Raw genomic sequence first — 25,819 nt, forward strand, 5'->3', positions numbered from 1 at the left:
TCCCCGGCGCGCCCGACCTTCACGGCCGCAGCCTCACCGCGCGAAGCTGCCGAGCGCCACGCCCCCGCCGCGCGGATCCGCGCTGCCCGAGCAGGTGGCGTTCGAGGCCGGCGCATAGCCCGGGCAGGAGATGACGAGGCCGCGCCCAGGCTCCGGCACCGAGGAGAATATCGCGGCGGGCGGCTGGTTGCGCAGCGCCGCGGCGAGCGACGCGCCGGCCGCCGGCCCCGCGGCCTGTTGCCCCGACCCGGCGGCGGCGGCGCGGAAGCCGCGCAGCTCGCGCCCGGTCGCGAGCGCCGCGGCGAGCGGCGCCATCGGGACGCCCCCCGCGCCCGGCGCCGCGGCCAGCAGGATGCCCGTGCCCGGCACGATCCGCCCGGTGCCGAACAGGTTGTTCATGGTGAAGGCGCAGGCAACGGCATTGCCATCGGGGTCCAGCGTCAGCAGCCCGGCCTGCGCGCCGACCGGCTGGCCGCTGCCCGAGAACGCCGCGCGGCCGGCGAAGGCCTCCTGGAAGGCGGCGGCGGTGCCGGCGCCTGCGTCGGCCCCTGCGGGCAGGAAGAAGGCGAGGTCGTTGCCCGCCTGCAGGCGCTGCGGCTCGGTCACCTCAGCGCGCGCTGCGCGCAGTTCCGGCCCCGTCAGCCCGCCGCCCGCGATGCGCGAGCCGTCCTCGAGCCGGTTCGACAGCGGGCCCTGGTACATCTCGCCGACGCCCGCCGTGCGCAGCGTGGCGAGCGTCGCACCGAGGTCGAGCTGCGTCACGCGGTCCCCGGCCGCGAGCGTGCCGCCGCCCGGGCCCTGGAAGACGCTGCGCGCATTGGGGTCGGCCAGCAGCGGCCGGGCCACGGCGGCGAGGTCGTCGGCGAGGACGCGGCTGATGCCGGTGCCGAGCCGCGCGAGGTCCTCGGCCGGGCGTACGAGCTGTTCGAAGCGCAGGCGCCCGCCGCGGGTGTGCAGCAGGAACAGGCCGCGCGCCATGAGCGGCACCGCCGCCGGCCGGTCCATCCCCTGCGGCAGGCCGGCGCGGGCGCCCGGGGGGAAGACCACCGCCTCGGTCGTCCGGCGCGCCTGGTTGTAGACGAGGCACGCGCCGCCGCCGCCGAGCCCGGCGCGGGACGGCAGCGTGACCGACATCGCGAAGGCGCCCGCGACGGCCGCATCGACGGCCGTGCCGCCGGCCGAGAGGATCTCGCGCGCCACGATCGCCGCGCGGGGTTCCTCGGCCGCCACGCCGCCGACGAAGCCCGTGACATGGCCCGGCGTGCCGAGCGGCGCGGGCGGCGTGCGGCCTGCGAAGGGGTTGACGGCGTTGAGGGTCGAGCAGCCCGGCAGCAGCGCTGCCAGCGCCAGCAGCAGCGCGGGGGCGGGCCCGCGGGCGCGGCGCGGCGTGGCGGTTTCGGGGCATGCCCGGGCACCCGCGATGCGGGGCCCCTCGGCGCTCGGCGTCGTCATGGTGTTCATGCCGCGGGTCCTGGCCTCTCCCCTGCCGCGCAGGCGCAATCCCAGGCGCGGGTCGTCACGATGTCGGAGGCGATGGCGGCGTCCGCCCGACGGCGCCCCCGCGATCCGGGAGGCGGCCCGCGGCCGGCGGCGTTCCGCATCGCGCTCCAGCAGGCCCCGGCCATAGACGCCTTCGCCACGAGCGGCAACCGCCGCTGCGCGTCGCACGCCCTCGCCGGGGGGTGGCGGGGAGCCCGTCGGCCCGGCGGGAACGCGACGATGTTGAGAGATTTCCGCGCTCCCGCCATGCTGGCCCCGGGCATCGCACCCCGCTTCGGCTATCCTGCCGTCCCCTGGGGATGCACCCGCCGCCCGGACATCGCGGGCGGTCGAAAAGGCGCAGCGGCGCCGGGAGAGACGATGAGGCGAAGCTTCCTGCTGGCCGCGGCCGGCATGCTGGTCGGCGGGCGCGCCATGGCGCAGGCCTTCACCGAGGCGCAGCGCGCCGAGATCGTGACGATCCTGCGCGAGGCGCTGACGCGCGACCCGTCCATCCTCCGCGACGCCTTCGCCGCCATCCAGGCGGCCGAGGAGCGCGACCGGGAGGGTGCCCAGCGTGCCGCCATCGCCGCCCGGCGCGCCGCCCTGTTCGAGACGCCGGGCGACCCCGTCCGCGGCAACCCGCAGGGCGACGTCAGCATCGTCGAGTTCTTCGACGTGCGCTGCCCCTACTGCAAGCGCCTGCACGGGGAGATGGCCGAGGTGCTGCGCCGCGACCGCAACCTGCGCGTCGTGATGAAGGACCTGCCCATCCTGGGTCCGCAGTCGGTGGTCGGCGCGCGCGCGCTGCTCGCCGCGCAGCGGCAGGGCAAGTACGCGGAGTTCTACGACGCGCTGATGCGCCTGCGCGGCGAGCCGACCGACGCCGCCATCCGCGAGGAGGCGCGGCGCCTTGGCATCGACCATGCCCGGCTGCTGCGCGACATGGAGACGCCCGAGGTCCAGCGGCGGATCGACTCGAACCTGGCGCTGGCGCGGGAATTGCGCATCGAGGGCACGCCCGCGCTCGTGATCGGCGACACGCTGGTGCCGGGTGCCGTTCCCTCGGCCGAGATCGAGCGCATGGTCGCCGCCGAGCGGCGCCGGCCGCGGTGAGCGCCACCGCCTTCATCTGCGCCACCTGCGGCACGCAGCACGCGCCCGCCGCCGCGCCGCCCGCCGCCTGCGCGATCTGCGAGGACCCGCGCCAATGGGTCCCGGCCCAGGGCCAGCAATGGACGACGATGGAGGCGCTGGCGCGCCGGCACGCGATCGGCTGGCGGGAGGTGGCGCCGGACCTGCTCGGCTGCGGCATGTTCCCCGACTTCGCGATCGCGCAGCGCGCGCTGCTTCTGCGCACGCCGGCGGGCAACGTGCTCTGGGACTGCGTCGCGCTGCTCGACCCCGCCACCATCGGCATCGTCAACGCGCTGGGCGGGATCGCCGCCATCGCGATCAGCCACCCGCACTACTATGCGTCGATGGTGGACTGGGCGCGGGCCTTCGGCTGCCCGGTCCTGCTGCACGAGGCGGATGCGCGCTGGGTGATGCGCCCCGACCCGGCGATCCGCTTCTGGTCGGGCGAGGCGCATGACGTCCTCCCCGGCGTGACGCTGCACCGCCTGGGCGGGCATTTCGCGGGCGGGACGATCCTGCACTGGTCGGCAGGCGCAGGCGCCATCATGACCGGGGACATCGCGAGCGTGACGCCCGACCGCCGGCATGTCGCCTTCATGTGGTCCTTCCCGAACTGGGTGCCGCTGCCGGCCGATGAGGTCGCGCGCATGGGCCGCGTGCTCGAAGGTCTCGACTTCGATGCGGTCTACGGCGCCTGGTGGGACCGCGTGATCCCGACCGGCGGCAAGGCGGCGGTGCGGCGGAGCGTCGCGCGCCACGTCCGCGCGGTCACGGGGCCCGGGGCGCCCGGCCCCTGAGGTTCAGCGCGGGGCGGCCAGCACCATCGTCCAGAACATCCGCGGGATGCCGCCCGCCATCACGCCCGGGCCGCCGGCGAAGCCGATGCCCATCTGCGTCACGTCGGGGGCGAGGATGTTCGCGCGGTGGCCGGGGCTCGTCATCCAGGAATACATTACCTCCCGCGGGTGCAACTGCCCGGCGGCGACGTTCTCCCGGTAGGTGCTCCAGCGGTAGCCGGCGCGGCTGAGGCGCTGGCCCGGGTCGCTGCCGTCGCGCCCCTGGTGGCCGAGGCGCCCGGTCTCGAGCATGTCGCGCGAATGCTGCGTGGCGGTGCGCGAAAGCCGCGGCTCGAGCCGGACCGGGGGCAGGCCCATGCCGCCGCGAACGGCGTTCACCTCGGCCAGCATCGCCTGCTGCGTGCCGGGGTCGGCCGCCATCGCCGGCCCGCCCGCGACCAGGGCAGACAGGAGCAGGAGGAGGATGGTTCGCATGGCGGCACTCCCGGAGCATCTCGGCGGGGCCTGGATAGCGCGGATCACCCAGGCCCGCACCGCCCGCCTGCGTCGGTGGGGGCAGGCTGCGCCGTGACCTGCGTCACATGGCATCCCGACGTCCTGCAACGGCCCGCGGCACGCCGCCGCCGCGCGTTCCGGGCCGTTGCGGGCCGAAAGGTTGGCGACATCTCGACATTTCTCGACGCACGGCGCCGGACCCGGCCCGTGGACGATGCCCGGCGGCCATATACACTTGCGGCATGAGGTGTTTTCCCGCGGCATGTCTGCGCTTGGCGTTTCCGGCACGACGCCGCAGGCCCATCCGGGCGCAGCGACCGTACCGGCATGGCTGACGCTCCGCTGCGCGGCTGGCCGCGGGTGCTGCCGAACCCACGGCCGGTGAACATCTCCAAGCCCGACCTCCGGCCCTGGCTTCGGGGCAATTGCGGCATCCGGGGCGTCTGGTCCTTCGCCGCTTCCCTGCCGGGGCCGCATGTGGCGGTCACCGCCATCCTGCATGGCAACGAGATCGCCGGGGCGATCGTGCTCGACCGCTGGCTGCGCGCCGGGCTCAGGCCGGCGCGCGGGCGTCTCAGCCTCGTCTTCGGCAACCTCGATGCCTTCGCGCATTTCGACCCCGCCGACCCGACCCTGACGCGCTTCCTGGAGGAGGACCTGAACCGCGTATGGGGCCTCGACATGCTCGAAGGGCCGCGGCGATCGCTCGAACTGCGCCGCGCGCGCGAATTGCGCCCGCTGATCGACACCGTCGACATCCTGGTCGACATGCATTCGATGTCCTGGCCGTCCGACCCGCTGACGGTGACGGGCGCGCCGGAGAAGGCCGCCCGCTGCGCGATGCAACTCGGCGCGCCGTCGCTGGTCGTGGCGGATGAAGGCCACCCCGACGGCCGCCGCCTGACCGACTACGCGCGGTTCGCCGACCCTGCGACCGAGCCCCAGGCGGTGCTCGTCGAGGCCGGCGGCCATTGGGAGCCCGAGACGGTCGCGATGGTCGAGCAGGTCGGCGCGCGCGCCCTTCGCCTGGCCGGCCTCGCCGGGCCGGAGGCGCCGCTGGCGCCGATCCGCCCGGCCCCGGCGCCGCGATTCGCGCGCGTGACCCGCACCGTGGTCGCGCGCACGCAGCGCTTCGGCTTCGTGCGGGATTTCCGCGGTGGCGAGGTCATTCCCGAGGGCGGCACGCTGATCGCGATGGACGGGGAGGAGGAGATCCGCACGCCCCATGACGACTGCCTGCTGGTGATGCCGACGCCGCTCGCGCCGCGCGGCTACACGGCAGTCCGCCTCGCGCGCCACGAGGACTGAAGCACGGTTCATGAGATTCCGGCCTGCGGCCAAGGGGGCCGATGCCGCGCCTCCGGCCCGCAGCCCGTGCGGGGAAGCCAGGCCGCGCGAATGCGCGGCGCCCGGCGCCCGATGGACACGAAGGTGAGGCCTTCGTGCGCTCGGAACGATGCCGCCCGCCGGCACCGGCCGCCGCCGGCGCGGACCCGGGTTGCGCCGGCCGGGGCTTGCGCGCCCGGGCGCCCCGCGCTTGCCTGCCGCCCGCCAACCCAGGGGAAACCGCCATGGCCGCCTTGCACCTGATCACCTTCGCCGACGCGGCCGGAAGCCGCGCGGGCGTGCTGCTCGACGGTGGGCGCGTGCTCGACCTCGGCGTCGCGATGCCGCCCGCGCGCGACATGGTCGCGTTGATCGAGGCCGGGCCGGCGGCGCTGGCCGCGGTGCGCGCCCTGGCCGCCGCCCCGCCCGCCGGGGCGGTGCTGCCGCTTGCCGCCGTGGCGCTGCAGGCGCCCATCCCGCGCCCGCGCCGCAACGTCTTCTGCGTCGGGCGCAACTACATGGACCACGTGGCGGAGGGCGACCGCACCCGCGGCATCACCCAGTCCGAGGTGCCGAAGTTCCCGCAGTTCTTCACCAAGGCCGCGGACACCGTGATCGCGCCGGGGGCGAAGGTGCCGACGCATGACGGCGTGACCAAGTGGCTCGACTACGAGGTGGAGCTGGTCGCCGTGATCGGCTCCGCTGGGCGCGACATCCCGAAGGACCGCGCGCTCGAGCATGTCTTCGGCTGGACCATCGGCAACGACGTGACCGGGCGCGAGCTGCAGCGCCGCCACGGGCAGTGGTTCAAGGGCAAGTCGCTCGACCGGTCCTGCCCGATGGGCCCCTCGATCGTGCCGGCGGCGGACCTCGACGCGTCGGACATCGCCATATCGCTGAAGCTCAACGGGGAGCAGCGGCAGTCGTCCCGCACCTCCAAGATGATCTTCGACGTGGCCGAGATCATCCACCAGCTCTCGGCCGGCTTCACCCTGCTGCCGGGCGACGTGATCATGACCGGCACGCCCGAGGGTGTCGGCTACGCCATGCAGCCGCCGCAGGCGATGAAGGCCGGCGACGTCATGGAGCTGACCATCGAGGGCATCGGCACGCTGACCAACGCCATCGGGGACTGAACACCGTGCCGGAGGTCTGCCTGACCTTCGACAACGGGCCGGACCCCGACGCCACGCCGGGCGTGCTCGACGTGCTCGCCCGGCGCCGGGTCCCGGCGGTCTTCTTCCCGATCGGCACGAAGCTCCGCAACGCCGCCGCGCGCGGCTGCGCGGAGCGCGCCTGGGCCGAGGGGCACGCCCTCGGCAACCACACGCTGAACCACGGCGCGCCACTCGGACGGCGCGGCGCCGCCGAGGCGGTGGCCGAGATCGCCGGGGCCGAGGCGCTGCTCGCGCCGCTGCGCCGCCCTTCGCCGCCGACGGACGCGGCGCCATCGCCCGCCTGGGGCCGGGCGGAGCGCCTGTTCCGCCCGAATGGCGGCGGCGGCGCGATCGGGCCGCATCTGTTGAACCGGGCCGCGGCGGCGCATCTGGTCGCGGGTGGCTACACGGTGGTGCTCTGGACCGCGGTGCCGGGGGATTTCCGCGATCCGGAGGGCTGGCCGGGCACCGCGCTCGCCATGCTGGAGGCCGCCACCGGCACGGCGGTGCTGGTCCTGCACGACCTGCCGAACGGGGCGATGCGGCATCTCGACCGCTTCCTTGGTGCGGCGCTCGACGCCGGCCATGGCTTCGGCGCGACGCCGCCCGAGGCCTGCCTGCCGATCCGCCGGGGCACGCCGTCGCCCGGCCTGCCGCACTACCTGGCGGATTGAGGCAGCGGGCGCGCCGGCACGCCCGCGACGGTCGCGCCGGCCGGGACATCCGCCACGACCGCGGTGCCGGCGGCCACCATGGCGCCGGCACCAACCACGATGCCGGGGCGGATCACGGCCCCCGCGCCGACCATGGCGCCGGCGCCGACGCGCACGCCGCCCGCTAGCACCGCACCCGGGGCGATATGCGCGCCGTCCTCCACGATGCAGTCGTGCTCCACGATCGCGCCCGTGTTCACGAGCACGAGACGGCCGAGCCGCGCCTCCGGCCCGATCACGGCGCGCGCCATTACCGCCACCCCGTCGCCGAGCACCGCGCCTCGGCCGAGGATCGCCGCCGGGTGCACCAGCGCGGGCAGCGCGAAGCCCGCCGCCCCGAGCCGTGCCGCGGCGGCCAGGCGCTGCACGTTGTCGCCCACCGCCGGATGCGCCGCCGCGATGCCGCGCGCGCGCAGCGCGGGCAGCAGCGCCTCGTTGCCCAGCACCGGCACGCCGAGCACGGCGGCGACACGCGGCACCGCGTCCACCACCCCGGCCGGGTCGAACGCGCCGGCCGCCAGCAGCAGGTCGAGCACCGCCTTGCCGTGGCCGCCCGCGCCCAGCACCAGGATTCCAGGTCTTGCCCCGCCCATGCCTCGCCCCATCGGATGCGCCACGCTACATCAGGCGCGACACGTCATCACCTTGCCACCCGCGGACGGCTAGAGTGGCCGAGTCGCAGCACCGGGGGAGACATCGAGATGCGCATCCTCGCCGCCATCGTCGCGTTCGTCGCGCTGGTCGCCGGTGCTGCGCCGGCAGAGGCGCAGAACCGCTTCTGGCTGCAGAACAACACGGGGCAGGAGATCGTGGCGGCGAATGTCTCGCCCTCCCGCGTCACGGAATGGGGGCCGAACATCCTGACGCGCGGCGGGCTGCAGCCGGGCATGCAGGTCTGGGTCGAGCCCGCCTTCCGGGACTGCTACCTCGACATCAAGGTGCGCTTCGCCGACGGCACCGAGGATGGGCACCTCGGCGTGCATGCCTGCACGCTGACGCGGATCGTGTTCGGCCCCGACACGCCTGCCACGCCGCGTCCGCCGCCGGTGGCCGACCAGGCCGACCCTTCCTTCACCCTGGTCAACCGCAGCGGGGAGGCGATCCGCGAGATCTACGTCTCCCTGACCAGCGACCGGAACTGGGGGCGGGACCGGCTCGGGCCGCGGCAGATCCTGCCGCCGGGCGCGCAGATGCCGATTTCGCTGCCGCGCACCGGCGTCTGCACGGTCGACATGCGCGTCATCTACATGGACGGGCGCGCGCTCGAGCAGCGCAATGTCGAGACCTGCTCGGCGCGGAGCTACGCCTGGCGTTAGGGCGCGGTCGCGTTGGACGGGCGGCCGGAAAGGTCGGGGGAGGAGAACCTCCCCCCGATCCCCCTCCCTTCCTTGGCACCTGGCGCCCATCCTCGAAGGTGGGGCGCCGAACGACAAAGAAGGGTGTGGGGGGGGCCGGGGGGAGAAGTTCCCTTCTCCCCCCGGCTTTTCTGTCGTGACGAATCACCTCGGCGCGTCAGCCTTCGCGCTGCTTGCGCGCCTTCAGCGCCGCCGGGCGCGTCAGGCAGGCATCGAGCCACGCCTTCACCTTCGGGAAGGATGCGTAGTCGTAGCCGTTCAGCCACGACCCATAGAGCACCGATGCGAGGTTCAGGTCCGCGACGGTGAAGGCGCCGCCCAACAGGAAGGGCCGCGCGGCGAGCTCGCGTTCCAGCACCGCGAGCCGCGCATCCAGCGCTTCCTTGCCGGCCGCCGCCTCGGACGCCACGCGCTCGGCCTCGGGCTTCAGGTAGGCGTTGTAGGACCAGCGCATGACGTGCGGCTCGGCCTCGGTTGCGGTCCAGAGCGTCCATTGCAGGGCCCGGCTCTCGTCATGGCCGGCGGGCATCAGCGGCGCGCCGGCCTTCTTCGCGATGTGCAGGTTGATGGCCAGGCTCTCGAACAGCATCAGGTCGCCGTCCTCCAGCGCCGGGATCTTGTTGTTCGGGTTGATGTCGACGCTGCGCTCCAGCTTGAAGCCTGGCTGGAAGCCGATCGGGATGACCTCGTAGGGCAGGCCCGCTTCCTCCGCTGCCCAGATGCAGCGGAAGGCGCGGGAGCGGGGGATGCCGTGGATCTTGAGCATGGTCGTTCCTCGGGACGCGCGCGCGGGATCAGCCCCGCGGCGGAGTTTCCTTGCGTATCGCCTCCGCCAGGGCCTGCAGGGCCCCATGGAAGCGGCGGAGCAGCAGCACCCAGAGCACCAGCACCAGGGCCGCCCACATCACGCCGAACAATTCCCAGGCAAGCGCCGCGGCGGCCACCCAGCCGAGGCCGAGCAACACCCCCGCCCGCAACACGCCGAGCACGGGATGCGCCACGCGATGGACGGGGGCCTCACTCACGGCGCGCGTCACCGCCTGCCATGATCAGCGCCAGCGGATCGCGGCCCTGCCGCGATCGGGGAGCGCGAAGCGCGACCGCGCCCAGACCGACCGGGACGCCCGGCGCGCCAGTGCGTGGCGCGCAAGCCACGCGGCCGGAGGCCGCGCCCGGCGCCTGAGGGCACAAGAAGCCCTCTCACATCCCGCCGATGTAGTTCGGCCCGCCGCTGCCTTCCGGCGTGCACCAGTCGATGTTCTGCGTCGGGTCCTTGATGTCGCAGGTCTTGCAGTGCACGCAGTTCTGCGCGTTGATCTGCAGCCGCGGCTGGCCGTCCTCGACGCCGACCGCCTCATAGACGCCGGCCGGGCAGTAGCGGCTCTCCGGACTGCCGAAGGTCTCGAAATTCACGGCCTTCCAGCGCGACGGGTCCTTCAGCTTCAGGTGCGCGGGCTGGTCTTCCTCATGGTTGGTGTTCGACAGGAACACCGAGGACAGACGGTCGAAGGAGATCACGCCGTCGGGCTTCGGATACTCGATGCGCGGCGCGTCCGAGCCCTTCTTCAGCACCGAATGGTCCTCGTGGTGCGCCAGCGTCCAGGGCGCCTTGCCGCGAAAGACGTAGGCCTCGAGCGCCGCGTTCGCCATGCCGCCCCAGAAGCCGAACTTGGCGAAGCCCGGGCGGATGTTGCGCACCGCCTTCAACTCGTCCCACACCCAGGAGGCTTCGAGCAGCGCCGGATAGGCGCCGAGCACCGGCGGGCGCGCCTCCTGCTTCAGCGCTTCCGCGATGGCCTCTGCCGCGATCATGCCGGACTTCATCGCCGTGTGCGTGCCCTTGATCTTGGGCACGTTCAGGAAGCCCGCGCTGTCGCCGATGATGGCGCCGCCCGGGAAGACCAGCTTCGGGATGGACTGGAAGCCGCCCTCATTCAGCGCGCGCGCGCCATAGGCGATGCGCTTGCCACCCTCGAGCATCGGGCGCACGGCCGGATGGTGTTTGAAGCGCTGGAATTCGTCGAAGGGCGACAGCCAGGGGTTGGTGTAGTCCAGCCCGACGACGAAGCCGATCGAGACCAGGTTCTCCCCGAACATGTAGAGCCAGGACCCGCCATAGGTGTCGGACTTCATCGGCCAGCCGGTGCTGTGCCAGATGAGGCCGGGCGTGTGCTTCTCCTTCGGGATCTCCCACAGCTCCTTGATGCCAAGGCCGTAGGTCTGCGGTTGCACGCCCTCGCGCAGGCCGTATTGCTCGAACAGCCGCTTCGTGAGCGAGCCGCGGCAGCCCTCCCCGAACAGCGTGTATGTGGCGCGCAGTTCCATCCCCGGCTGGTAGTTCGGGCCCTGCTCGCCGTCCTTCGTGATGCCCATGACGCCGGCGACGACGCCCTTCACCACGCCGTCCTCGATGATCGTCTCCGACGCCGCGAAGCCCGGGTAGATCTCGACGCCGAGCGCCTCGGCCTTCGCCCCCAGCCAGCGACAGACGTTGCCCAGGCTCACGATGTAGTTGCCATGGTTGTTCATCTGCGGCGGCGTCGGCAGCTTCCAGGCCTTCGTCTCCGTCAGGTACATGAAGCGGTCGTCGGCCGCGGGCGTCGCCAGCGCCGGCGGGTCGTCGCGCCAGTCGGGGATCAGCTCATCGAGCGCGCGCGGCTCGAGCACCGCGCCCGACAGGATATGCGCGCCGATCTCGCTCCCTTTCTCGACCAGGCAGACCGAGGCGTCGGGGGCGAGCTGCTTCAGCCGGATCGCGGCGGCCAGGCCCGACGGGCCGCCCCCCACGATCAGCACGTCGAACTCCATCGCCTCGCGCTCTTCGGCCATCTCGCCCGGGTCTCCTGCCTGATCCGCATCATGTAGCGGCAGGGCGGGTTGCGCGGAACCCCGCGCCCGCCCGATATGGCGGCATGGAGCCTGATCGGGCGTCGCTGCTGGCGGCGCTGGCGCTGCAACTGGACTGGGGGGCGGAGGAGGCGCTGGAGGAAGCGCCGCCGGACCGCTCGGTGCGGCGCGCGCCCGCGGCGCCCGAACCGCCGCAGCGCGCGATGCCGGCCGCCGGGCCGGGCACCCGCCCCGTCGCCGTCCGCACGCCTGCCGCCGCGCCCGGCCCCGCCGCGGCCAGCCGCGCCGCCGAGGCCGCCGCCGCCGCCGGCACGCTCGATGCGCTGCGCGACGCGATCGCGGCCTTCGACGGCTCGGCGCTGCGCGAGACCGCGACCAACCTGGTCTTCTCCGATGGCGACCCGGCCAGCGGCCTGCTGCTGATCGGGGAGGCGCCGGGCGCCGAGGAGGACCGGCTCGGCCGCCCCTTCGTAGGCCAATCGGGGCAGCTGCTCGACAGGATGCTGGCGTCGATCGGCCTGTCGCGTGAGGCCGGCGGCTTCGCCATCACGAACATCCTGCCCTGGCGCCCGCCCGGCAATCGCACGCCGACGGATGCCGAGATCGCGCTGTTCCTGCCCTTCGTGCTGCGTCACATCGCCCTGGTCCGGCCGCGCCACGTCGTGCTGCTGGGCGCGACCGCCGCGCGCGCCCTGCTGCGGACGAAGGAGGGCATCACGCGCCTGCGCGGACGCTGGCACCGTATCAAGGTCGAGGGCCTCGGCGAGGCGCCGGCGCTGGCGACGCTGCACCCGGCCTATCTGCTCCGTACCCCGGCGGCGAAACGCGACGCCTGGGCCGATCTGCTGATGCTGCGCCGCACGCTGGACGGCGCGCCGCCGGAATCGTGACGAAGCGGAATCATCAAGACGCTGTGGAACATGTTGATAAGCCGAGGCGCCGTCTCAATTTATACAATTCGTCCCGTTCATCGGGGTTGCGCGGGGCGTTAGGGGGTCGTTAGTCCCGAGTCGCCATGCGCGCGATCTGCCCCATGGCCCTGCGCAGCCCGGCCACCCTCGCGGTGGCGATCGGTGCGCCGCTGTGGCTCGGAGCCCCCCTTCCAGCCGCGGCGCAGAGGGCCGACCAGACCGCCTCCGGCGCCCCCCGCCAGGCTGTCGGCACCACGGGGACGGCCGGGCTTCCACGTCCCCTGGCCGCGGCCGATGCCGCGCGCCTGGTGCGCATCTTCCAGTTCCAGGCCGAGGGCGCGCACGCCGCCGCGCGGCGCGAGCACGAGGCGCTGCGCGACCGGCGGCTCGACGGCCATGTGCTCGCCGACCGCTGGCTCGGCCCTCGCGCCGAGACGCCGGCCGCCGAGGACGCGCGCGCCTGGCTCGCGCGCCACGCCGACCACCCCGATGCGCCGGCCATCCACGCCCTGTTCACGCGCATCGCGCCGCGCGGCGCTGCGCTGCCGCCCGCGCCGGAGGAAGCCGCCCTGCCCGAGGATGGCGAGGCCGTGCCCGAGGAACGCGAGGCCCCGGCACGCGGCTTCACGCGCAACCCGGCGCTCGACCGGGAGGTGCGCGAACGCGCCTTCGCCGGCGACACGGCGGGCGCGCTCAACCGGATCCGCCGCGCGCGGGGCATGACCCCGGCCTATGCCGCGGCGCTGCGCGCCGACGTGGCGCTCGCGCTGTTCCGGCGCGGCGAGGATGCGGCCGCATTCCGCATGGCGTCGGAAGTCGCGCGCGGCCGGCAGGATCGGACGGGCCGGGCCGCCTTCGCCGCCGGCCTCGCGGCCTGGGGCCTCGGCCGGCCCGAGGTCGCGCTGCCCTATTTCGAGACGGCCGCGCGGGCCGAGGGAGGCTCCGCCGCAGCGCGCGCCGCTGCCGCCTTCTGGACCGCGCGCGCCGCCATCCGCGCCCGGCGCCCGCAGCTCCATGTCCCCTGGATGCTCCAGGCGGCGCAGGAGCCGCGCACCTTCCACGGGTTGCTGGCGCGTCGCGCCCTGGGCCTGGCACCCGGCTTCGCCTGGCACGGCGAGGCTGCGGGGGAGGGCGCGCTCGGCCCGATCGCCGAGACCGCCGGCGGCTGGCGCGCGCTGGCGCTGCTGCAGGTCGGCCAGCCAGCGCGGGCGGAGGCGGAACTCCGCCAGCTCTGGCCTGCCGCGCGCGGCAATGCGGCGCTGCTGAATGCCATGCTCGCCGTGGCCGGGCGTGCGGGGATGACGCATCTCGGCGCGCAACTGGCCGACCTCGCGCAGGGGGCCGACGGGCGGCCGCGGGACCTCGTGCGCTTCCCGCTGCCGCGGCTGGAGCCGGCCGCGGGCTTCCGCGTCGATCCCGCGCTGCTCTATGCGCTGGCGCGCCAGGAATCGAACTTCGACCCGGCGGCGGTCTCGCGCGCCGGGGCGCGGGGCCTGATGCAGGTGATGCCGGCGACCGCCGCCTACGTGGCGAACGACCCGTCCTTCCGCGGCGCGGGCGCCGAGCGGCTGCACGACCCGGCGCTCTCGCTCGAGATCGGGCAGCGCTACCTGTTGTATCTCGCGCGGCACGAGGCGGTGGGCGGCGACCTGATCCGCCTGCTGGCCGCCTACAACGCGGGGCCGGGCAACCTGACGCGGTGGCTGCCGGCGGCGCGGCACCGCGACGACCCCTTCCTGTTCATCGAGGCGATCCCGGTGGCCGAGACGCGCGCCCATGTGCAGCGCGTGCTCGCCTATTCCTGGATCTACGCCTCCCGCCTCGGCCTGCCCTCGCCCAGCCTCGAGGCCCTGGTGCGCGGCGCCTTCCCGCGGTTCGATGCCGGGGCAGCGATGGCCGCCACGCCGCGGGTCGCGTCGAACTGAAGCCTTCGGCCGGTTGCCGCGCCGTCGCGTCAGGTGCCGCGGACGGCCGTCGCCGAAGGCGGCGCGGCGGGTGCCGGCGCCGCCTCGGTCGCCGGCGCCTCGAGGCCGAAGCGGAACCTCTCCTTCGGGTGCGGCAGGTAGAGGGTTCCGAACATCCAGTCCCACAGGGCGAAGACGGTCGCGAAGTTGCGGTCGTGGTGGCGTTCCTCGACCGAGTGGTGGACCTGGTGCATGTGCGGGCTGACCAGCACGTGGGACAGCCAGCGCGGGAAGGGCAGTGCCACATGGCTGTGCCGCAGATGCGCGAAGGCGAGGTTCCAGACCAGCGAGAAGGCATTGGCGCCGAGCAGCGTCAGTGGCGTCACGCTCGCCCCGGCCAGCGTCGTCGCGAGGCCGACGCCGAAGCCGTTCAGGAACGCCGACGCCGCGAAATGCACGATTTGCTCCTGCGGCCAGAAGCGGAAGGCGGTGAACGGCGTCAGGATCTCGGGCGCGTGGTGCATCCTGTGCGCGCGCCACAGGAGCGGGTAGCGGTGGAACAACCGATGCGTCCAGTAGAGCGCGAAATCCCCGAAGGCAAAGGCCGTCAGCGCGGCCAGGACCATGATGGCCGGGTCGGCGAGCGTCCTTCCTAGATCCGGTTGGCCGACCAGCGGCACCATGAGGACATAGCTCAGCAAGGCCCCCGAGGCGCTGACCAGGAACAGCACCGGCGCGGCCATGAAGGGCAGCGACGAATTGACGACCATCAGGCCGAGATCGACCGGCAATTGCCGCCAGAAGCGCCGAACGTCGCGCGGCAGCGCTTCCCGCCGCGCCTCGCGCCAGCCGATGCCGGTCGCCCAGGCGGCGATGGCGAAGCCCAGCAGCGCCACGGCGATGGATGGCCACCAGAAGGGCGATGCCGGATCGGTCAGGATGCCCGCCAGCGAGGAAAGCCAGTTCCAGGCGGCGGTCAGCGGATCATAGTCGGAAGGTCTCATACCTGGGATTCGTCGCGCGGTTTTCGCCACGACCTTTCCCACGGACGGGGGCATATTGAAAAGGTTTTCGACGTGAGGCAGGCGGCATGACGGGAATCGGCAGGTCCGGCTTCGGGCGGCGGGCGGCGTTGCCGGCGGCGCTCGGCGCACTTACGGGGCCGGCGGCGGCGCAGCCGGCCCCGCGCGCGGCAGGGCCCGAGATCGCCGAGATGACCTGGGTCGCGGTGCGCGACGCCGTCGCTGCCGGCGCGCGCACCGTGATCGTGCCGAGCGGCGGCATCGAGCAGAACGGCCCGCACATGATCCTCGGCAAGCACGACCACATCGTCCGCCACGCGGCGCTGCGCATCGCGGCCGCGCTGGGCGATGCGCTGGTCGTGCCGGTGCTGCCCTTCGCGCCGCAGGGGCGGCTCGACCCGCCGGAGGGCAACCTCCGTTTCCCCGGCACGATCGGCGTGACGGACGACGCCTTCGCCGGGATGCTCGAGGGGATCGCGCGCAGCCTGCGCGCGGCCGGTTTCCGCCGGATCTGCCTGCTGGCCGACAATGGCGCGAGCCAGCGCCCGCAGGCGCGCCTCGCGCTGCGGCTCGCGGCCGAATGGCGGCGCGAGGGGACGCGCGTCATCGCGGTCGACCGCTACTACGGCGCGATCGCCGAACAGGATGCCTGGCTGCGCGCGCAGGGCGAGACCGCCGCCAGCATCGGCACCCATGCCGGCATCGGCGACACCTCCGAACTCATGGCGGTGCATCCGGCCGGGGTGGACCTCGTGCGGCTGCCGGCGCGGCCGGAGGACCTGCCGGCGCTCGGCGCCAGCGGCGATCCGTCCCGCGCCTCGGCCGCGCGGGGGGAGGCGCTGCTGGCGATGCGCGTCGCCGCCGCCGTCGCGCAGATCCGCGCCGCGGGCGGGGGCTGACCCCGCGGGGCGGTTGCGGCGCCGCCCCGGCGCGCCCATCGTCTGGGGCGAGACGCGGAGGACGCCATGCCGATCGACGAGACACTCCCGTTCCTGCCCGTGAACATCGCGGTCCTGACCGTGAGCGACACCCGCGACCTGGCGAGCGACCGCTCCGGCCAGACGCTGCAGGAGCGGATCGAGGCCGGCGGCCACCGCTGCGCCGCGCGCGAGATCTGCCGCGACGAGGCCGACCTGATCGAGGCGCTGCTGCGCCGCTGGATCGCCGACCCCTCCATCGACTGCGTCCTCACGACGGGCGGCACCGGCATCACCGGCCGCGACGTGACGCCCGAGGCCTTCAAGCGCGTGCTCGAGAAGGAGATCGAGGGCTTCGGCGAATTGTTCCGGATGCTGAGCTACCAGAAGATCGGCACCTCGACGATGCAGTCCCGCGCGCTCGGCGGCGTCGCGGACGGCACCTACCTGTTCGCGCTGCCGGGCTCGACCGGGGCTTGCAAGGATGCCTGGGACGACATCCTGAAGTGGCAGCTCGACAGCCGCCACCGCCCCTGCAACCTGGTCGAGCTCATGCCGCGCCTCAAGGAGCACCTGAAGGCGGCGTGACACCCGGCGCACGAAGTTCCGACCTGCGGCCCGCCGGTTGTCCGGCGAAGCCAGGGGGCGCGGATTCGGCCCGCCCGGCGCTTGAGGGGCACGAAGGCGAAACCTTCGTGCGTTGGGCATGAGGCGTTCAGAACAGCGCGAGCTGCGCCGCCCGCGGCGCCGCGCCGGGCACGCGGAACTGCGCGCAGTCGAGCGCGCCCACGCCGCCGCCCCGCTGCTCGAGCCCGAGGCGGCGCATCGCGACCGCGAAGCGCTGCGCCAGCAGGTCGGCATAGGCGCCGGTGCCCTTCTGCCGCACGCCGAAGCGGCTGTCGTACAGCGCGCCGCCGCGCGTCTGTCGGATCAGCGCCAGCACGCGCGCCGCGCGGTCAGGCATGTGGCGGGCGAGCCAGTCCTCGAACAGCTGCTTGATCTCGAGCGGCAGGCGCAACAGCACGTAGCCCGCGCCGGTCGCGCCGGCGGCGGCGGCTCGCTCCAGGATGGTCTCGAGCTCGGCGTCGTTCACGCCCGGGATCATCGGCGCCGCGAGCACCGCGGCCGGCACGCCGGCGGCGGTGAGGTCCCGGATCGCGGCCAGCCGCCGCTCAGGCGATGCCGCGCGCGGCTCCATGATCCGCGCGAGGCGGGCATCGAGCGTCGTGACCGACAGGCAGACCCGCGCCAGGTTCCGCCGCGCCATGGCCGAGAGGATGTCGAGGTCGCGCAGCACGCCGGCCGACTTCGTCACGATGGTGACCGGGTGGTTGTAGCGGTCGAGCACCTCGAGCACCGCGCGGGTCAGCCTGAGCGTCCGTTCCACCGGCTGGTAGGGGTCGGTGTTGGAGCCGAGCGCGATCGGCTTCGGCTCGTAGCCGGGCTTGCGCAGTTCCTTCTCGAGCAGCGCGGCGACCTCGGGCTTGAACAGCAGTCGGGTTTCGAAATCGAGGCCGGGCGACAGGCCGAGATAGGCATGCGACGGCCGGGCGTAGCAGTAGACGCAGCCATGCTCGCAGCCGCGATAGGGGTTCACGGCGCGGTCGAAGCCGATGTCGGGGCTCTCGTTCCAGGCGAGCGCGGACTTCGCGTGGTCCTTCGTCAGCGTGGTCGGCAGCGGCGGGAGTTCCGCGAAGGCGGCCTCCAGCGTGCCCCAGCCATCGTCGAAGGCTTCGCGCGCCGTGCGCTCGAACCGGATGGCTGGGTTCAGCCCCGCGCCGCGGCCGCGGCGGGCGAGGGAGGGCAGGGCATGGGGCGTTCCGTCCGGCATGGCGGTGGTGCTCGTCCTCTTGGTCCGGTGGTCCCCGGGAGGTCAAATGTTCCAGTTTTGTTCGTGTCGATCCTGCGCAACCCAGCGGCGCGCGTCAAGAACATAGATAGAACGATTGATTAATGGGATCTGAATCCCCCTGGGACAGGACGGGAACGCCGCCTGCATTCGACGCGCTGATCCCGACACTGAACGCCGCCGCCGGCCTCGGCCGCACCCTGGCCGCGCTGCGTGGCCAGGTGGCCAGCGTGGTTGTCGCCGATGGCGGCAGCACGGACGACACCCTCGCCATCGCGCGGGATGCCGGAGCGCGCATCGTCCCGGCCGGCGGCGGGCGCGGCGGTCAACTGGCCGCCGGCGCCACGGCGCTGACCGCCCCCTGGGTGCTCGTGCTGCACGCGGACACGTTCCCCGGCCCCGGCTGGGCGGACGCCGCGCGCCGCTTCGCGGCCGATCCGCGCAATGCCGACCGCGCCGCCCATTTCCGCTTCGCGCTCGACGATGCTTCGCCGCAGGCCCGCCGGCTCGAACGCCTCGTCGCCTGGCGCTGCCGCGTCCTTGCGCTGCCCTATGGCGACCAGGGGCTGCTGATCCGCCGCGGCTTCCTCGAGGCGCTGGGCGGGTTCCGTCCCATCCCGCTGATGGAGGATGTGGACCTCGTGCGCCGCATCGGCCGCCGGCGCCTGGTCGCGCTCGACATCCCCTTCGTCACCTCGGCCGAGCGCTGGCGGCGTGAGGGCTGGCGGCGCCGATCGGCGCGCAACCTCGCCTGCCTCTCGCTCTGGTTCGCGGGCGTGCCGCCCGAGCGGATCGCGCGCATCTATGCGCGACGGCGCTGATCGGCTTCCCTGGCCTTGATGCCGCGCCCCGTCGTGATCCTGTTCGCCCGCGCCCCGCGCCTCGGCACCGTGAAAAGCCGCCTCGCGCGCGGCATCGGCCAGCGTGCGGCGCTGCGCTTCTACGTGGGCACGCTGGCCGCCGTCGCGCGGCCGATCGCGCGCGACCGCCGCTGGACGACGCTGCTGGCGACCACGCCGCGCGGCGCGCGGGCGCGCTGGGACCGCTTCGTGCCGGCGGCGACGCGGCGCGTCGCACAGCCGCCGGGCGACCTCGGCCGGCGCATGGCCGGCGCGATGCGCCGGCATCGCGTGGCCATTCTCGCCGGCAGCGACATCCCCGGCCTCCGCCCGGCCGACATCGCCGCCGCTGCCCGCGCGCTCGGCCGCGCCGATGCGGTCTTCGGTCCGGCCGAGGATGGCGGCTACTGGCTGGTGGGCATGGGGCCGCGCCGCCCGTCGCGGCCCTTCGCAGGTGTGCGGTGGTCGGGTGAACACGCGCTCGCGGACACGCTGGCCAATTTCCGTGGCCGGCGCGTCGCCCTGCTGCGCTGCCAGCCGGACGTGGACACGGCCGAGGACCTGGCCGCGCTGCGGGCGGGCCGGTGAAGCCGCCGCCGCCGCGCCTGCTGGTGCAGGTCCTGGGCGCCGCGATGGCGCTGCTGCTCGCCCATGCCGCGCTGTCCTTCACCGAGCATCCCTGGCTGCTACCCTCCCTCGGCGGGTCCTGCGTCATCCTGTTCGGCATGCCGCGCAGCCTGATGGCGCAGCCGCGCTCCTTCCTCGGCGGGCACCTGGTCGCGACGGTTGTGGGGCTGATGATGCGCACCGCCTACGACCTGGCGGGCGGGCCGCTCGAGATCTGGTTGGCGCTCGCGGTCGGCCTGGCGCTGGCGGCCATGGCCGTGACGCGCACCATCCATTCGCCGGCGGGCGCCAACCCGGTCGTGGTCTTCGTCGAGGCCGCCCGGTGGGAGTTCCTGGCCTCGCCGCTGCTGCCGGGCCTCGCGATGCTGTTCCTGGTGGCCTTCGCGGCGAACAACCTGCCGCGGCCCTGGGGCGTGGGCCCGTGGCCGCGCCGGATCCGCTGGCGCAGGGCCGACGAGCCGGACGCGCAAGATGACCCGGCCGCGAGCGCCGATACGCGGGCATCGTCGCCACGTCGGCGGCTGCGCCTGCGCCGCTGAGGCCGGGACACGGGGGCGCGTCCCTTCCCCCGCCAGGGCCCCGGGCCGGCCGCCGCGCCGGTCCCGTGGCTGCCGGGCAGGCCGGCCAAAGGCGGGTTCGACATCGCAGCCGCCACGCGGCAGGCTCGACCTTCCCGCACGCAAACCCTGGACACGCCCATGCTCCGCTTCGGCCTGCTGCTGTTCCCCCGCCTCACGCAGCTCGACATGACCGGCCCCTTCGAGGTCTTTGCCCGCGTGCCGGGCGGCCAGGTGCATCTGGTCTGGAAGACGCGCGAGCCGGTGCGCGCCGATACCGGCCTCGCGATGTTGCCGGACACGGACTTCGCCGGTTGCCCACAGTTGGACGTGGTCTGCGTGCCGGGCGGCCCCGGCGTCGCGGCGCTGATGGAGGACGAGGAGGTGCTGGCCTTCCTGCGCGCCCAGGCGCCGGGGGCGCGCTTCGTCACCTCGGTCTGCACGGGGGCGCTGGTGCTGGGCGCGGCGGGTCTGCTCAAGGGCGTGCGCGCCACGACGCACTGGGCGAGCCATGACTTCCTCGCGCCGCTCGGCGCGCGGCCGGAACAGGCGCGCTGGGTGCGCGACGGCAAGGTCGTCACCGGCGGCGGCGTGACCGCCGGGATCGACTTCGCGCTGGCGCTGGTGGCCGAGCTGGTCTCGCCCGAGGCGGCGCAGGCGATCCAACTGCAGATCGAATATGCCCCGGCGCCGCCCTTCGCCGCCGGCTCCCCCGACACGGCGCCGCCCGAGGTGCTGGCCGCGGCGCGCGCCCGCGGCGCCGGCATGCGGGCCGAGCGCGAGGCGCTGGTGGCGCGCGTCGCCGCTCGGCTCGGCTGAGGCGCCGCGCGGTCTTCACTGGTGCTTCATCCCCGCCGGGCGATGCTGCGCGCGGAGGCCGTCCCATGGACCAGACCACCGGCATGACCGAGGCCGAGCGCGAGGCGCGCGCGCGCATCGCGCGCCACCTGCAGGACCTGCACCGGCTGCACCTCGTCCTCGCGGAGGAAAGCCGCGCCCTCAAGGCCTTTACGACGGAGGGCCAGGCGCGCGCCGAGATCGACCTCGCGGCCGAGATGCTCGAAGGCTACCTCGGCGCCTCGGCTGCCTTCCTCGAGAACATGCGCGGGCGGTTCGAGGCGCGGCTCGCGCTGCTCCGCCGCGGCGAGCCCGCCTTCGGCGTCCGCCCGGAACGCGCGCCGGAACACGGCGCCTTCTGGCTCTCATTCTCCCGCCTCTGCGCCGTCCTGCGGCGCGCCGCGAAGGGCGCCGAGGCGTAGGGCATCATCCCAGCCTATCGCACCATCCGATCGGATGTCCTGCGCCGGAAAACCGGGATTCCGAAGCCGGCCTGCCCGACCGGCGAGACTGTGCGACGGGCTTACCGCATCGGGCGCTGCGTCGCGCCCGCGCCCCGCATCGGCCTCCTCGGGTCCTTCGCCCCTTGGGGCAGCGAACCCCCCTCAGGGCCGCGGCCCCCGCATCGTCCCCTGCCAGACGCAGACGAGATGCGTCTGCTCGCCGCGGTCGAGCAGCACCGGACGGTCGAAGCGGCAGTGCCGCGCGGCGGCCGCCGCCGCCATGCCGTCCTCGGCGAAGGTGAAGTGCAGCAGGTCGCCGGCCGCGCAACCATCCCCTGCGAGTAGGCCCACCAGGCGCCGCTCCAGCGCCAGCCGGTCCCCCGCCGCGAAATGCGCGGCGCAGAGGCGCGCAGAGGCGTCCTCGCCCCGCACGGCGGGGGCGGCGGCGAACAGGGCGACCATCGTCAGGGGCAGCATCATGCGCATGGATGGGGCATGATGGACCGCCGGAATGAACGCCGGATTGACCGGCCTGGCCCGGCCGGCGGGAGGAAGCACATGGCGCATCCGGCGCGGCTGCCGCGATGGACCGGCCGGCGCCGCGCCATCGCCCTCGCGGTGCTGGCCGCCCTGTTGGCCGGCCCGGCCCTGGGGCAGGGGCGCGGGCCGGACCCCGCCCGCCCGCATGGCGCCGAGCGCGCCTGGGTCGAGGCCTGCGTGTTGTCCGCCCAGGCCCATCCGCCGCGTGCCGCCTTCGGGCGCTGCGCCTGGCGGATCGCCGCCGCCTGCCGTGGCGAACCGGGGGAGGGGCTGCTCTACGCCCGCCTGCCCGCGCTGCCGGATCGGCCGCAGACCTTGCCCGTGTGCACCCTGGTCGAGACCGCGATCTGGCAGCAGCAGATGGACCGCTGGCTGCGCGAGGTGGGTCTGCTGGCGACCGCCGCGGCGGTCGAGCCGCTGCGGCGTTCGCAGCGCGCCTTCCTGGCCTGGCGGGATGCCGCCTGCCTTGCCGAGGCCGCGCTCTCGGCCCCGTCGGAGGCCGAGGAGCACCGGCTCGCCTGCCGGCTCGAGCAGACCGCGCTGCGCGCGCTCGAACTCAAGCGGCTGCGCGACGAGGCCTGGCTCGCGATTGCGACGGCTTCGGCGGAGGATCCGTAGCGCGGGCCGCCGATCCGCGGTCGCCGTGCGGGCGCCCGGGCCGCCGCGATGCGCGCATCACGGCCGCCCGGGATCAGGTCAGCGGCGCCACCAGCCCTGGCGCTTCGGCAGGGCTGCCTCGGCACCAGAGCCGAGAAGCACCGGCTGCACCGGCACGCCGATCACCGGCCCCTCCGGCTCAGGCTCGGGCGCGGCAGCGACGGGTTCGGCCGGCGGCGCCGCGGCAGCAGGCTCCGGCGCGATTTCGGCTGCGGGCGGCTCGGCAGTCGGCGCTTCCGCCTCTGGGGCCGGTTCGACCGCTGCCGGCACCATTTCTGCGGCGGCGGTCTCGGTCGCCATCTCCTGGGCCTGTGGCGCCTCGGCAGGGGCCGGGGCGGCCTCCCGCACCAGGCGGGCGGCCGCGGCGCGCTCGGCCGCGGCCTCGGCCGCCTCCATCGCCTCGAAGATGTCGTCGATCTGGCCGGCGAAGGGGTCGGCCGGCGTCGGCCCCGCGTAACGCGGGGCGCGGGGCGCGCGCTCGGGCGCGGCAGCGGGCGCAGGTTCGGCGGTGGGCTCGGCGCCCTCGGCCGGGGCCTCATCCTCGCGCCGGCGACGCCCGCCGCGGCGGCCGCGGCGGCGACGGCGGCCATCGGCATCGAGGCCGCCATCGCCCTCGGCCGCCTCGGACGGTGCGGCAGGCTCGGCGGCGGGCTCGGCTTCGGCCCCGGGTGCGGCGTCGGCCTCGGCGGCGGGCTTGGGTTCGCCATCGCCCTCGGCATCGTCCTCGGGCGGCGCCTCGCGGCCCTCATCCTCGCGCCGGCCGCCGCGACGGCGGCGGCGACGGCGGCGGCGGCGTTCGCTTTCCTCGGCGGTCTCGGCGCGGTCCTCACCGGGGGCGGCGGCCTCCTCGCCCTCCTCGGCGGCCTCGACCGCCTCGGGTTCCGTGGGCTCGGCCGGCTCGGGCGCATAGTCCATCCGGAGCGCGGAGGGCGCGGTGGGGGCCGCGCCCGGCTCGGCGGCGCGCAGGCGCTCGATCTTGAGCGCCGGGGGCATCAGCGTGTCGTCGGGCTCGAACAGCACGACCATGCCGAAGCGGGCCTCGATCTCGGCCAGCCGCTCGCGCTTGCGGTTCAGCAGCCAGAGCGCGACCGGGGCCGCGACGCGGACGCAGATCTCGGCGGCGCGGCGCTTGGCGCCCTCCTCCTCGATCGCGCGCAGCACCTGCAGCGCGCTGCTGTCGACGCTGCGCACCAGGCCGCGGCCCTGGCAGTGCGGGCAGGTGACGAAGGTCTGCTCCGCGATCGAAGGCCGCAGCCGCTGGCGCGACATCTCGAGCAGGCCGAAATGGCTGATGCGGCCGACCTGGATGCGGGCGCGGTCCTGCTTCAGCGCCTCCTTCAGCCGGCGCTCGACCATGCCGTCGTGCTTGGAGGACTCCATGTCGATGAAGTCGATGACGATGAGGCCCGCGAGATCGCGCAGGCGAAGCTGCCGCGCGATCTCGTCGGCCGCTTCCAGGTTCGTCCGCAGCGCGGTGTCCTCGATGTGCCGGTCGCGCGTGGCGCGGCCCGAGTTCACGTCGATCGCGACCAGCGCCTCGGTCTGGTTGATGACGATGTAGCCGCCGGACTTCAGCTGCACGATCGGCGAATGCATCGCGTCGAGCTGCTGGTCCACGTTGAAGCGCGCGAACAGCGGCACCGCCTCCCGGTGCAGGCGCACCTTGGACGCGTTGGAGGGCATCAGCATGCGCATGAATTCGCGCGCCTGCGAGTAGGCGTCGTCGCCCTCGACCGTCACGTCCTCGATGTCGCGGCCGAACACGTCGCGGATCGAGCGCTTGATGAGGTCCGCTTCCTCGTAGATCAGCGCCGGCGCGGTCGAGGCCAGCGTGCGCTCCCGGATATTGTCCCAGAGCCGCAGCAGGTATTCGCAGTCCCGCTTGATCTCGGGCTTCGGGCGCTGCGCGCCGGCGGTCCGGACGATGAGCGACATGCCGTCGGGCAGGCTCATTTCCTCCACCACCTCGCGCAGCCGCTTGCGGTCGGCGGCCGAGGTGATCTTGCGGGAGACGCCGCCGCCGCGCGGGCTGTTCGGCATCAGGACGGAGAAGCGCCCCGCGAGCGAGATGTAGGTGGTCAGCGCGGCACCCTTGCCGCCGCGTTCCTCCTTGACGACCTGCACCAGCATGATCTGCCGGCGCTTGATCACTTCCTGGATCTTGTAGTGGCGCAGGAAGCGGGGCGGGATGCGGCGCTCGCGGCGCTCCTCCTCGCTCTCGGCGGGCATGTCCTCGCCGCCGATGGTCTCGGGCGGCGGCGGCTCGTCGGAGGCGTGGGCTTCGGCCGGCTCGCTCTCCTCGGCGACGGGGGCGGCGTCCGCGCCGGCCGGCTGATCCGCCGCGGGCTCCGCGACGGCCATGCCGGCGTCGGGCGTGCCGGTGATGCGGTCATCCGCCATGTCGAGGGGCTGAGCCGCTTGCGGAGCGGGTTCGGCCGACATCGCATCGGTCGCCTCCGCGTCCTCGGCGGCGCCGGCCTGCGACGGGGCGGCCGGCGGCGCGTCGCCATTCGGCTCCTCCCCGTTGGCCCAGGCCTCGTTGCCCTCGCCGTTCCAGTCGGCGCGGTCCATGGCGGATTCCGGCGGCAGGTCGTCCTCGTCCTCCTCGCGCGCTTCCTCGGCCTGCATCTCGATCAGGCGCTGCCGGTCGGCGACGGGGATCTGGTAGTAGTCCGGGTGGATCTCGCCGAAGGCCAGGAAGCCGTGGCGGTTGCCGCCGTATTCCACGAAGGCGGCCTGCAGGCTGGGCTCCACCCGCACCACCTTGGCCAGGTAGATGTTGCCCTTGAGGGGCTTGCGGTTGACGGTCTCGAGGTCGAATTCCTCGATGCGGTTGCCGTCCAGCACCACCACCCGCGTTTCCTCGGGGTGGGATGCGTCGATCAGCATGCGCTTGGTCATCGGGTCGCGGTGCTCCGCGCCGCGGCGGGGCCGGCGGCGCAAGGGGATGACAGGGACCGTTCGAGGGCGGACAGCGGCCGGGCGTGCTTCGGCATCCGGCGGCGGTCGTCCTCGTCCGGCGGGCCCGGCGCCGCGCGCGGCGCGGAGCGGGCCCTGGGTGGGCGCGCCTGGTCTCTGCCCCGGAATGCCCTCGGACGGCCGCGGTTTGCGGCGGTCACAGGCGCAGGTGGGCCGGCGATCCGTTGCGGCACGCCCAGCGCCGGCGGAGGGGCGGGAAGGGCGATGCGCGCACAGGCACGACCGCGCCGGCGGAGACGACAGGGGGGCGCCCGGCAAGCCTTCGGAGGAACGGGGGGGTCTGTCGCGACCGCCCCGGCTCCAGGCCGGGCACCCGACGATCCGATCCGGCGGCGCGCCCCGCCTCGGTCGCCCGGGGGTCGCGTGCCGGGCGGACCCGCCCGGGACTCCGCCCGCAGCGGCTACCGCCGGGGCAGGGCACCATAGTCGCC

At 74.4% G+C, this 25,819-nt stretch carries 26 protein-coding genes; 16 read left to right on the top strand and 10 right to left on the bottom strand.

Annotation, left to right across the window (positions count from 1 at the left end):
- Nucleotides 1-33: 33 nt before the first annotated feature.
- Nucleotides 34-1,461 carry a gamma-glutamyltransferase gene (locus tag E8M80_RS06105; RefSeq protein WP_137124779.1) on the bottom strand — a complete coding sequence of 476 codons (1,428 nt, stop codon included), beginning with the start codon at nt 1,459-1,461 and terminating at the stop codon, nt 34-36.
- Between the two features lie 399 nt (nt 1,462-1,860).
- On the opposite strand from E8M80_RS06105, the gene E8M80_RS06110 reads away from it, so the two are divergent.
- Together E8M80_RS06110 and E8M80_RS06115 are read left to right on the top strand one after the other, a co-directional pair.
- Entirely contained in the window at nt 1,861-2,595 is a 735-nt protein-coding gene (locus E8M80_RS06110; protein ID WP_137124780.1) for a DsbA family protein, read from the top strand.
- On the top strand, nt 2,592-3,413 hold the full coding sequence (locus tag E8M80_RS06115) for an MBL fold metallo-hydrolase (protein ID WP_170979219.1): 822 nt from the start codon (nt 2,592-2,594) through the stop codon (nt 3,411-3,413). The genes E8M80_RS06110 and E8M80_RS06115 overlap by 4 nt, the downstream gene beginning before the upstream one ends.
- A gap of 3 nt (nt 3,414-3,416) precedes the next feature.
- Here the strand turns inward: E8M80_RS06115 and E8M80_RS25790 are convergent, their stop codons facing one another.
- Nucleotides 3,417-3,887 (bottom strand): CAP domain-containing protein, encoded by a 471-nt coding sequence (locus E8M80_RS25790; RefSeq protein WP_170979206.1) that lies wholly within the window; start codon nt 3,885-3,887, stop codon nt 3,417-3,419.
- 348 nt (nt 3,888-4,235) lie between these two features.
- Here E8M80_RS25790 and E8M80_RS06125 point away from each other — a divergent pair, with 348 nt between their 5' ends.
- The 3 genes from E8M80_RS06125 (at nt 4,236) to E8M80_RS06135 (ending at nt 7,065) form a co-directional block, all read left to right on the top strand.
- Nucleotides 4,236-5,216, top strand: a complete 981-nt coding sequence (locus tag E8M80_RS06125) for a succinylglutamate desuccinylase/aspartoacylase family protein (RefSeq protein ID WP_137124782.1) — start codon at nt 4,236-4,238, stop codon at nt 5,214-5,216.
- Nucleotides 5,217-5,479: 263 nt separating this feature from the next.
- Nucleotides 5,480-6,370, top strand: coding sequence for a fumarylacetoacetate hydrolase family protein (locus E8M80_RS06130; RefSeq protein WP_137124783.1), 891 nt, complete (start codon nt 5,480-5,482; stop codon nt 6,368-6,370).
- A 5-nt stretch (nt 6,371-6,375) separates the two neighbouring features.
- On the top strand, nt 6,376-7,065 hold the full coding sequence (locus tag E8M80_RS06135; RefSeq protein WP_137124784.1) for a polysaccharide deacetylase family protein: 690 nt from the start codon (nt 6,376-6,378) through the stop codon (nt 7,063-7,065).
- On the opposite strand, the gene E8M80_RS06140 is transcribed toward E8M80_RS06135, so the two are convergent.
- Complete coding sequence (locus tag E8M80_RS06140) at nt 7,050-7,697, bottom strand: NeuD/PglB/VioB family sugar acetyltransferase (protein WP_170979220.1); 648 nt, start codon at nt 7,695-7,697, stop codon at nt 7,050-7,052. The genes E8M80_RS06135 and E8M80_RS06140 overlap by 16 nt on opposite strands.
- Nucleotides 7,698-7,805: 108 nt before the next feature.
- On the opposite strand from E8M80_RS06140, the gene E8M80_RS06145 reads away from it, so the two are divergent.
- A complete protein-coding gene (locus tag E8M80_RS06145) occupies nt 7,806-8,420 on the top strand; it encodes a Tat pathway signal protein (RefSeq protein WP_137124786.1) in 615 nt (204 codons plus the stop codon).
- 196 nt (nt 8,421-8,616) lie between these two features.
- Here the strand turns inward: E8M80_RS06145 and E8M80_RS06150 are convergent, their stop codons facing one another.
- From E8M80_RS06150 to E8M80_RS06160, 3 genes are all read right to left on the bottom strand, one after another.
- On the bottom strand, nt 8,617-9,225 hold the full coding sequence (locus tag E8M80_RS06150) for a glutathione S-transferase family protein (protein ID WP_170979221.1): 609 nt from the start codon (nt 9,223-9,225) through the stop codon (nt 8,617-8,619).
- A 28-nt stretch (nt 9,226-9,253) separates the two neighbouring features.
- Entirely contained in the window at nt 9,254-9,484 is a 231-nt protein-coding gene (locus tag E8M80_RS06155) for a hypothetical protein (protein ID WP_137124788.1), read from the bottom strand.
- Between the two features lie 175 nt (nt 9,485-9,659).
- Complete coding sequence (locus E8M80_RS06160) at nt 9,660-11,288, bottom strand: electron transfer flavoprotein-ubiquinone oxidoreductase (protein ID WP_137124789.1); 1,629 nt, start codon at nt 11,286-11,288, stop codon at nt 9,660-9,662.
- 83 nt (nt 11,289-11,371) lie between these two features.
- Here E8M80_RS06160 and E8M80_RS06165 point away from each other — a divergent pair, with 83 nt between their 5' ends.
- Complete coding sequence (locus E8M80_RS06165) at nt 11,372-12,196, top strand: uracil-DNA glycosylase family protein (protein WP_137124790.1); 825 nt, start codon at nt 11,372-11,374, stop codon at nt 12,194-12,196.
- Between the two features lie 143 nt (nt 12,197-12,339).
- Nucleotides 12,340-14,142, top strand: coding sequence for a lytic transglycosylase domain-containing protein (locus E8M80_RS06170; protein ID WP_240789920.1), 1,803 nt, complete (start codon nt 12,340-12,342; stop codon nt 14,140-14,142).
- 29 nt (nt 14,143-14,171) lie between these two features.
- On the opposite strand, the gene E8M80_RS06175 is transcribed toward E8M80_RS06170, so the two are convergent.
- Complete coding sequence (locus tag E8M80_RS06175; protein ID WP_170979222.1) at nt 14,172-15,125, bottom strand: sterol desaturase family protein; 954 nt, start codon at nt 15,123-15,125, stop codon at nt 14,172-14,174.
- Nucleotides 15,126-15,211: 86 nt separating this feature from the next.
- Between E8M80_RS06175 and E8M80_RS06180 the strand changes: the two genes are divergently transcribed.
- Nucleotides 15,212-16,042, top strand: a complete 831-nt coding sequence (locus E8M80_RS06180) for a creatininase family protein (RefSeq protein WP_137124793.1) — start codon at nt 15,212-15,214, stop codon at nt 16,040-16,042.
- Between the two features lie 66 nt (nt 16,043-16,108).
- Nucleotides 16,109-16,648, top strand: coding sequence for a molybdenum cofactor biosynthesis protein B (gene moaB, locus E8M80_RS06185; protein ID WP_137124794.1), 540 nt, complete (start codon nt 16,109-16,111; stop codon nt 16,646-16,648).
- Nucleotides 16,649-16,775: 127 nt separating this feature from the next.
- Here the strand turns inward: moaB and E8M80_RS06190 are convergent, their stop codons facing one another.
- Nucleotides 16,776-17,891 carry a PA0069 family radical SAM protein gene (locus tag E8M80_RS06190; protein ID WP_137124795.1) on the bottom strand — a complete coding sequence of 372 codons (1,116 nt, stop codon included), beginning with the start codon at nt 17,889-17,891 and terminating at the stop codon, nt 16,776-16,778.
- Nucleotides 17,892-18,013: 122 nt separating this feature from the next.
- Between E8M80_RS06190 and E8M80_RS06195 the strand changes: the two genes are divergently transcribed.
- From E8M80_RS06195 to E8M80_RS06215, 5 genes are all read left to right on the top strand, one after another.
- The gene (locus E8M80_RS06195) at nt 18,014-18,730 is read left to right on the top strand and encodes a glycosyltransferase (RefSeq protein WP_137124796.1); all 717 of its coding nucleotides are present in this window, start codon (nt 18,014-18,016) and stop codon (nt 18,728-18,730) included.
- An 18-nt stretch (nt 18,731-18,748) separates the two neighbouring features.
- The gene (locus tag E8M80_RS06200) at nt 18,749-19,336 is read left to right on the top strand and encodes a TIGR04282 family arsenosugar biosynthesis glycosyltransferase (protein WP_206035581.1); all 588 of its coding nucleotides are present in this window, start codon (nt 18,749-18,751) and stop codon (nt 19,334-19,336) included.
- Nucleotides 19,333-19,914: an HPP family protein gene (locus E8M80_RS06205; protein WP_137124798.1), complete on the top strand. Its 582-nt coding sequence runs from the start codon at nt 19,333-19,335 to the stop codon at nt 19,912-19,914. Before E8M80_RS06200 ends, E8M80_RS06205 begins: the two co-directional genes overlap by 4 nt.
- Nucleotides 19,915-20,073: 159 nt before the next feature.
- Nucleotides 20,074-20,751 (top strand): DJ-1/PfpI family protein, encoded by a 678-nt coding sequence (locus tag E8M80_RS06210; RefSeq protein WP_137124799.1) that lies wholly within the window; start codon nt 20,074-20,076, stop codon nt 20,749-20,751.
- A gap of 65 nt (nt 20,752-20,816) precedes the next feature.
- Nucleotides 20,817-21,191, top strand: a complete 375-nt coding sequence (locus E8M80_RS06215) for a hypothetical protein (protein ID WP_137124800.1) — start codon at nt 20,817-20,819, stop codon at nt 21,189-21,191.
- 183 nt (nt 21,192-21,374) lie between these two features.
- Here the strand turns inward: E8M80_RS06215 and E8M80_RS25795 are convergent, their stop codons facing one another.
- Entirely contained in the window at nt 21,375-21,692 is a 318-nt protein-coding gene (locus E8M80_RS25795) for a hypothetical protein (RefSeq protein WP_170979223.1), read from the bottom strand.
- A 78-nt stretch (nt 21,693-21,770) separates the two neighbouring features.
- Here E8M80_RS25795 and E8M80_RS06225 point away from each other — a divergent pair, with 78 nt between their 5' ends.
- Complete coding sequence (locus E8M80_RS06225; RefSeq protein WP_170979224.1) at nt 21,771-22,370, top strand: lysozyme inhibitor LprI family protein; 600 nt, start codon at nt 21,771-21,773, stop codon at nt 22,368-22,370.
- Nucleotides 22,371-22,448: 78 nt separating this feature from the next.
- Here E8M80_RS06225 and E8M80_RS06230 read toward each other — a convergent pair whose 3' ends face one another.
- Nucleotides 22,449-25,310: a ribonuclease E/G gene (locus tag E8M80_RS06230; protein ID WP_137124803.1), complete on the bottom strand. Its 2,862-nt coding sequence runs from the start codon at nt 25,308-25,310 to the stop codon at nt 22,449-22,451.
- Nucleotides 25,311-25,819 lie beyond the last annotated feature (509 nt).

The sequence above is a fragment of the Roseomonas sp. HF4 genome (assembly GCF_005222755.1).
Lineage (GTDB): Bacteria > Pseudomonadota > Alphaproteobacteria > Acetobacterales > Acetobacteraceae > Neoroseomonas.

What these genes read in the sequence shown, in the direction of transcription:
- E8M80_RS25790 (WP_170979206.1), bottom strand. Translation starts at nt 3,887, where the DNA reads ATGCGAACCATCCTCCTCCTGCTCCTGTCTGCCCTGGTCGCGGGCGGG.
- E8M80_RS06130 (WP_137124783.1), top strand. Translation starts at nt 5,480, where the DNA reads ATGGCCGCCTTGCACCTGATCACCTTCGCCGACGCGGCCGGAAGCCGC.
- E8M80_RS06145 (WP_137124786.1), top strand. Translation starts at nt 7,806, where the DNA reads ATGCGCATCCTCGCCGCCATCGTCGCGTTCGTCGCGCTGGTCGCCGGT.
- E8M80_RS06215 (WP_137124800.1), top strand. Translation starts at nt 20,817, where the DNA reads ATGGACCAGACCACCGGCATGACCGAGGCCGAGCGCGAGGCGCGCGCG.
- E8M80_RS06200 (WP_206035581.1), top strand. Translation starts at nt 18,749, where the DNA reads ATGCCGCGCCCCGTCGTGATCCTGTTCGCCCGCGCCCCGCGCCTCGGC.
- E8M80_RS06175 (WP_170979222.1), bottom strand. Translation starts at nt 15,125, where the DNA reads ATGAGACCTTCCGACTATGATCCGCTGACCGCCGCCTGGAACTGGCTT.
- E8M80_RS06125 (WP_137124782.1), top strand. Translation starts at nt 4,236, where the DNA reads ATGGCTGACGCTCCGCTGCGCGGCTGGCCGCGGGTGCTGCCGAACCCA.
- E8M80_RS06225 (WP_170979224.1), top strand. Translation starts at nt 21,771, where the DNA reads ATGGCGCATCCGGCGCGGCTGCCGCGATGGACCGGCCGGCGCCGCGCC.
- E8M80_RS06170 (WP_240789920.1), top strand. Translation starts at nt 12,340, where the DNA reads ATGGCCCTGCGCAGCCCGGCCACCCTCGCGGTGGCGATCGGTGCGCCG.
- E8M80_RS06150 (WP_170979221.1), bottom strand. Translation starts at nt 9,225, where the DNA reads ATGCTCAAGATCCACGGCATCCCCCGCTCCCGCGCCTTCCGCTGCATC.
- E8M80_RS06110 (WP_137124780.1), top strand. Translation starts at nt 1,861, where the DNA reads ATGAGGCGAAGCTTCCTGCTGGCCGCGGCCGGCATGCTGGTCGGCGGG.
- E8M80_RS06105 (WP_137124779.1), bottom strand. Translation starts at nt 1,461, where the DNA reads ATGAACACCATGACGACGCCGAGCGCCGAGGGGCCCCGCATCGCGGGT.
- E8M80_RS06165 (WP_137124790.1), top strand. Translation starts at nt 11,372, where the DNA reads ATGGAGCCTGATCGGGCGTCGCTGCTGGCGGCGCTGGCGCTGCAACTG.
- E8M80_RS06210 (WP_137124799.1), top strand. Translation starts at nt 20,074, where the DNA reads ATGCTCCGCTTCGGCCTGCTGCTGTTCCCCCGCCTCACGCAGCTCGAC.
- moaB (WP_137124794.1), top strand. Translation starts at nt 16,109, where the DNA reads ATGCCGATCGACGAGACACTCCCGTTCCTGCCCGTGAACATCGCGGTC.
- E8M80_RS06160 (WP_137124789.1), bottom strand. Translation starts at nt 11,288, where the DNA reads ATGGCCGAAGAGCGCGAGGCGATGGAGTTCGACGTGCTGATCGTGGGG.
- E8M80_RS06230 (WP_137124803.1), bottom strand. Translation starts at nt 25,310, where the DNA reads ATGACCAAGCGCATGCTGATCGACGCATCCCACCCCGAGGAAACGCGG.
- E8M80_RS06140 (WP_170979220.1), bottom strand. Translation starts at nt 7,697, where the DNA reads ATGGGCGGGGCAAGACCTGGAATCCTGGTGCTGGGCGCGGGCGGCCAC.
- E8M80_RS25795 (WP_170979223.1), bottom strand. Translation starts at nt 21,692, where the DNA reads ATGATGCTGCCCCTGACGATGGTCGCCCTGTTCGCCGCCGCCCCCGCC.
- E8M80_RS06190 (WP_137124795.1), bottom strand. Translation starts at nt 17,891, where the DNA reads ATGCCGGACGGAACGCCCCATGCCCTGCCCTCCCTCGCCCGCCGCGGC.
- E8M80_RS06180 (WP_137124793.1), top strand. Translation starts at nt 15,212, where the DNA reads ATGACGGGAATCGGCAGGTCCGGCTTCGGGCGGCGGGCGGCGTTGCCG.
- E8M80_RS06195 (WP_137124796.1), top strand. Translation starts at nt 18,014, where the DNA reads ATGGGATCTGAATCCCCCTGGGACAGGACGGGAACGCCGCCTGCATTC.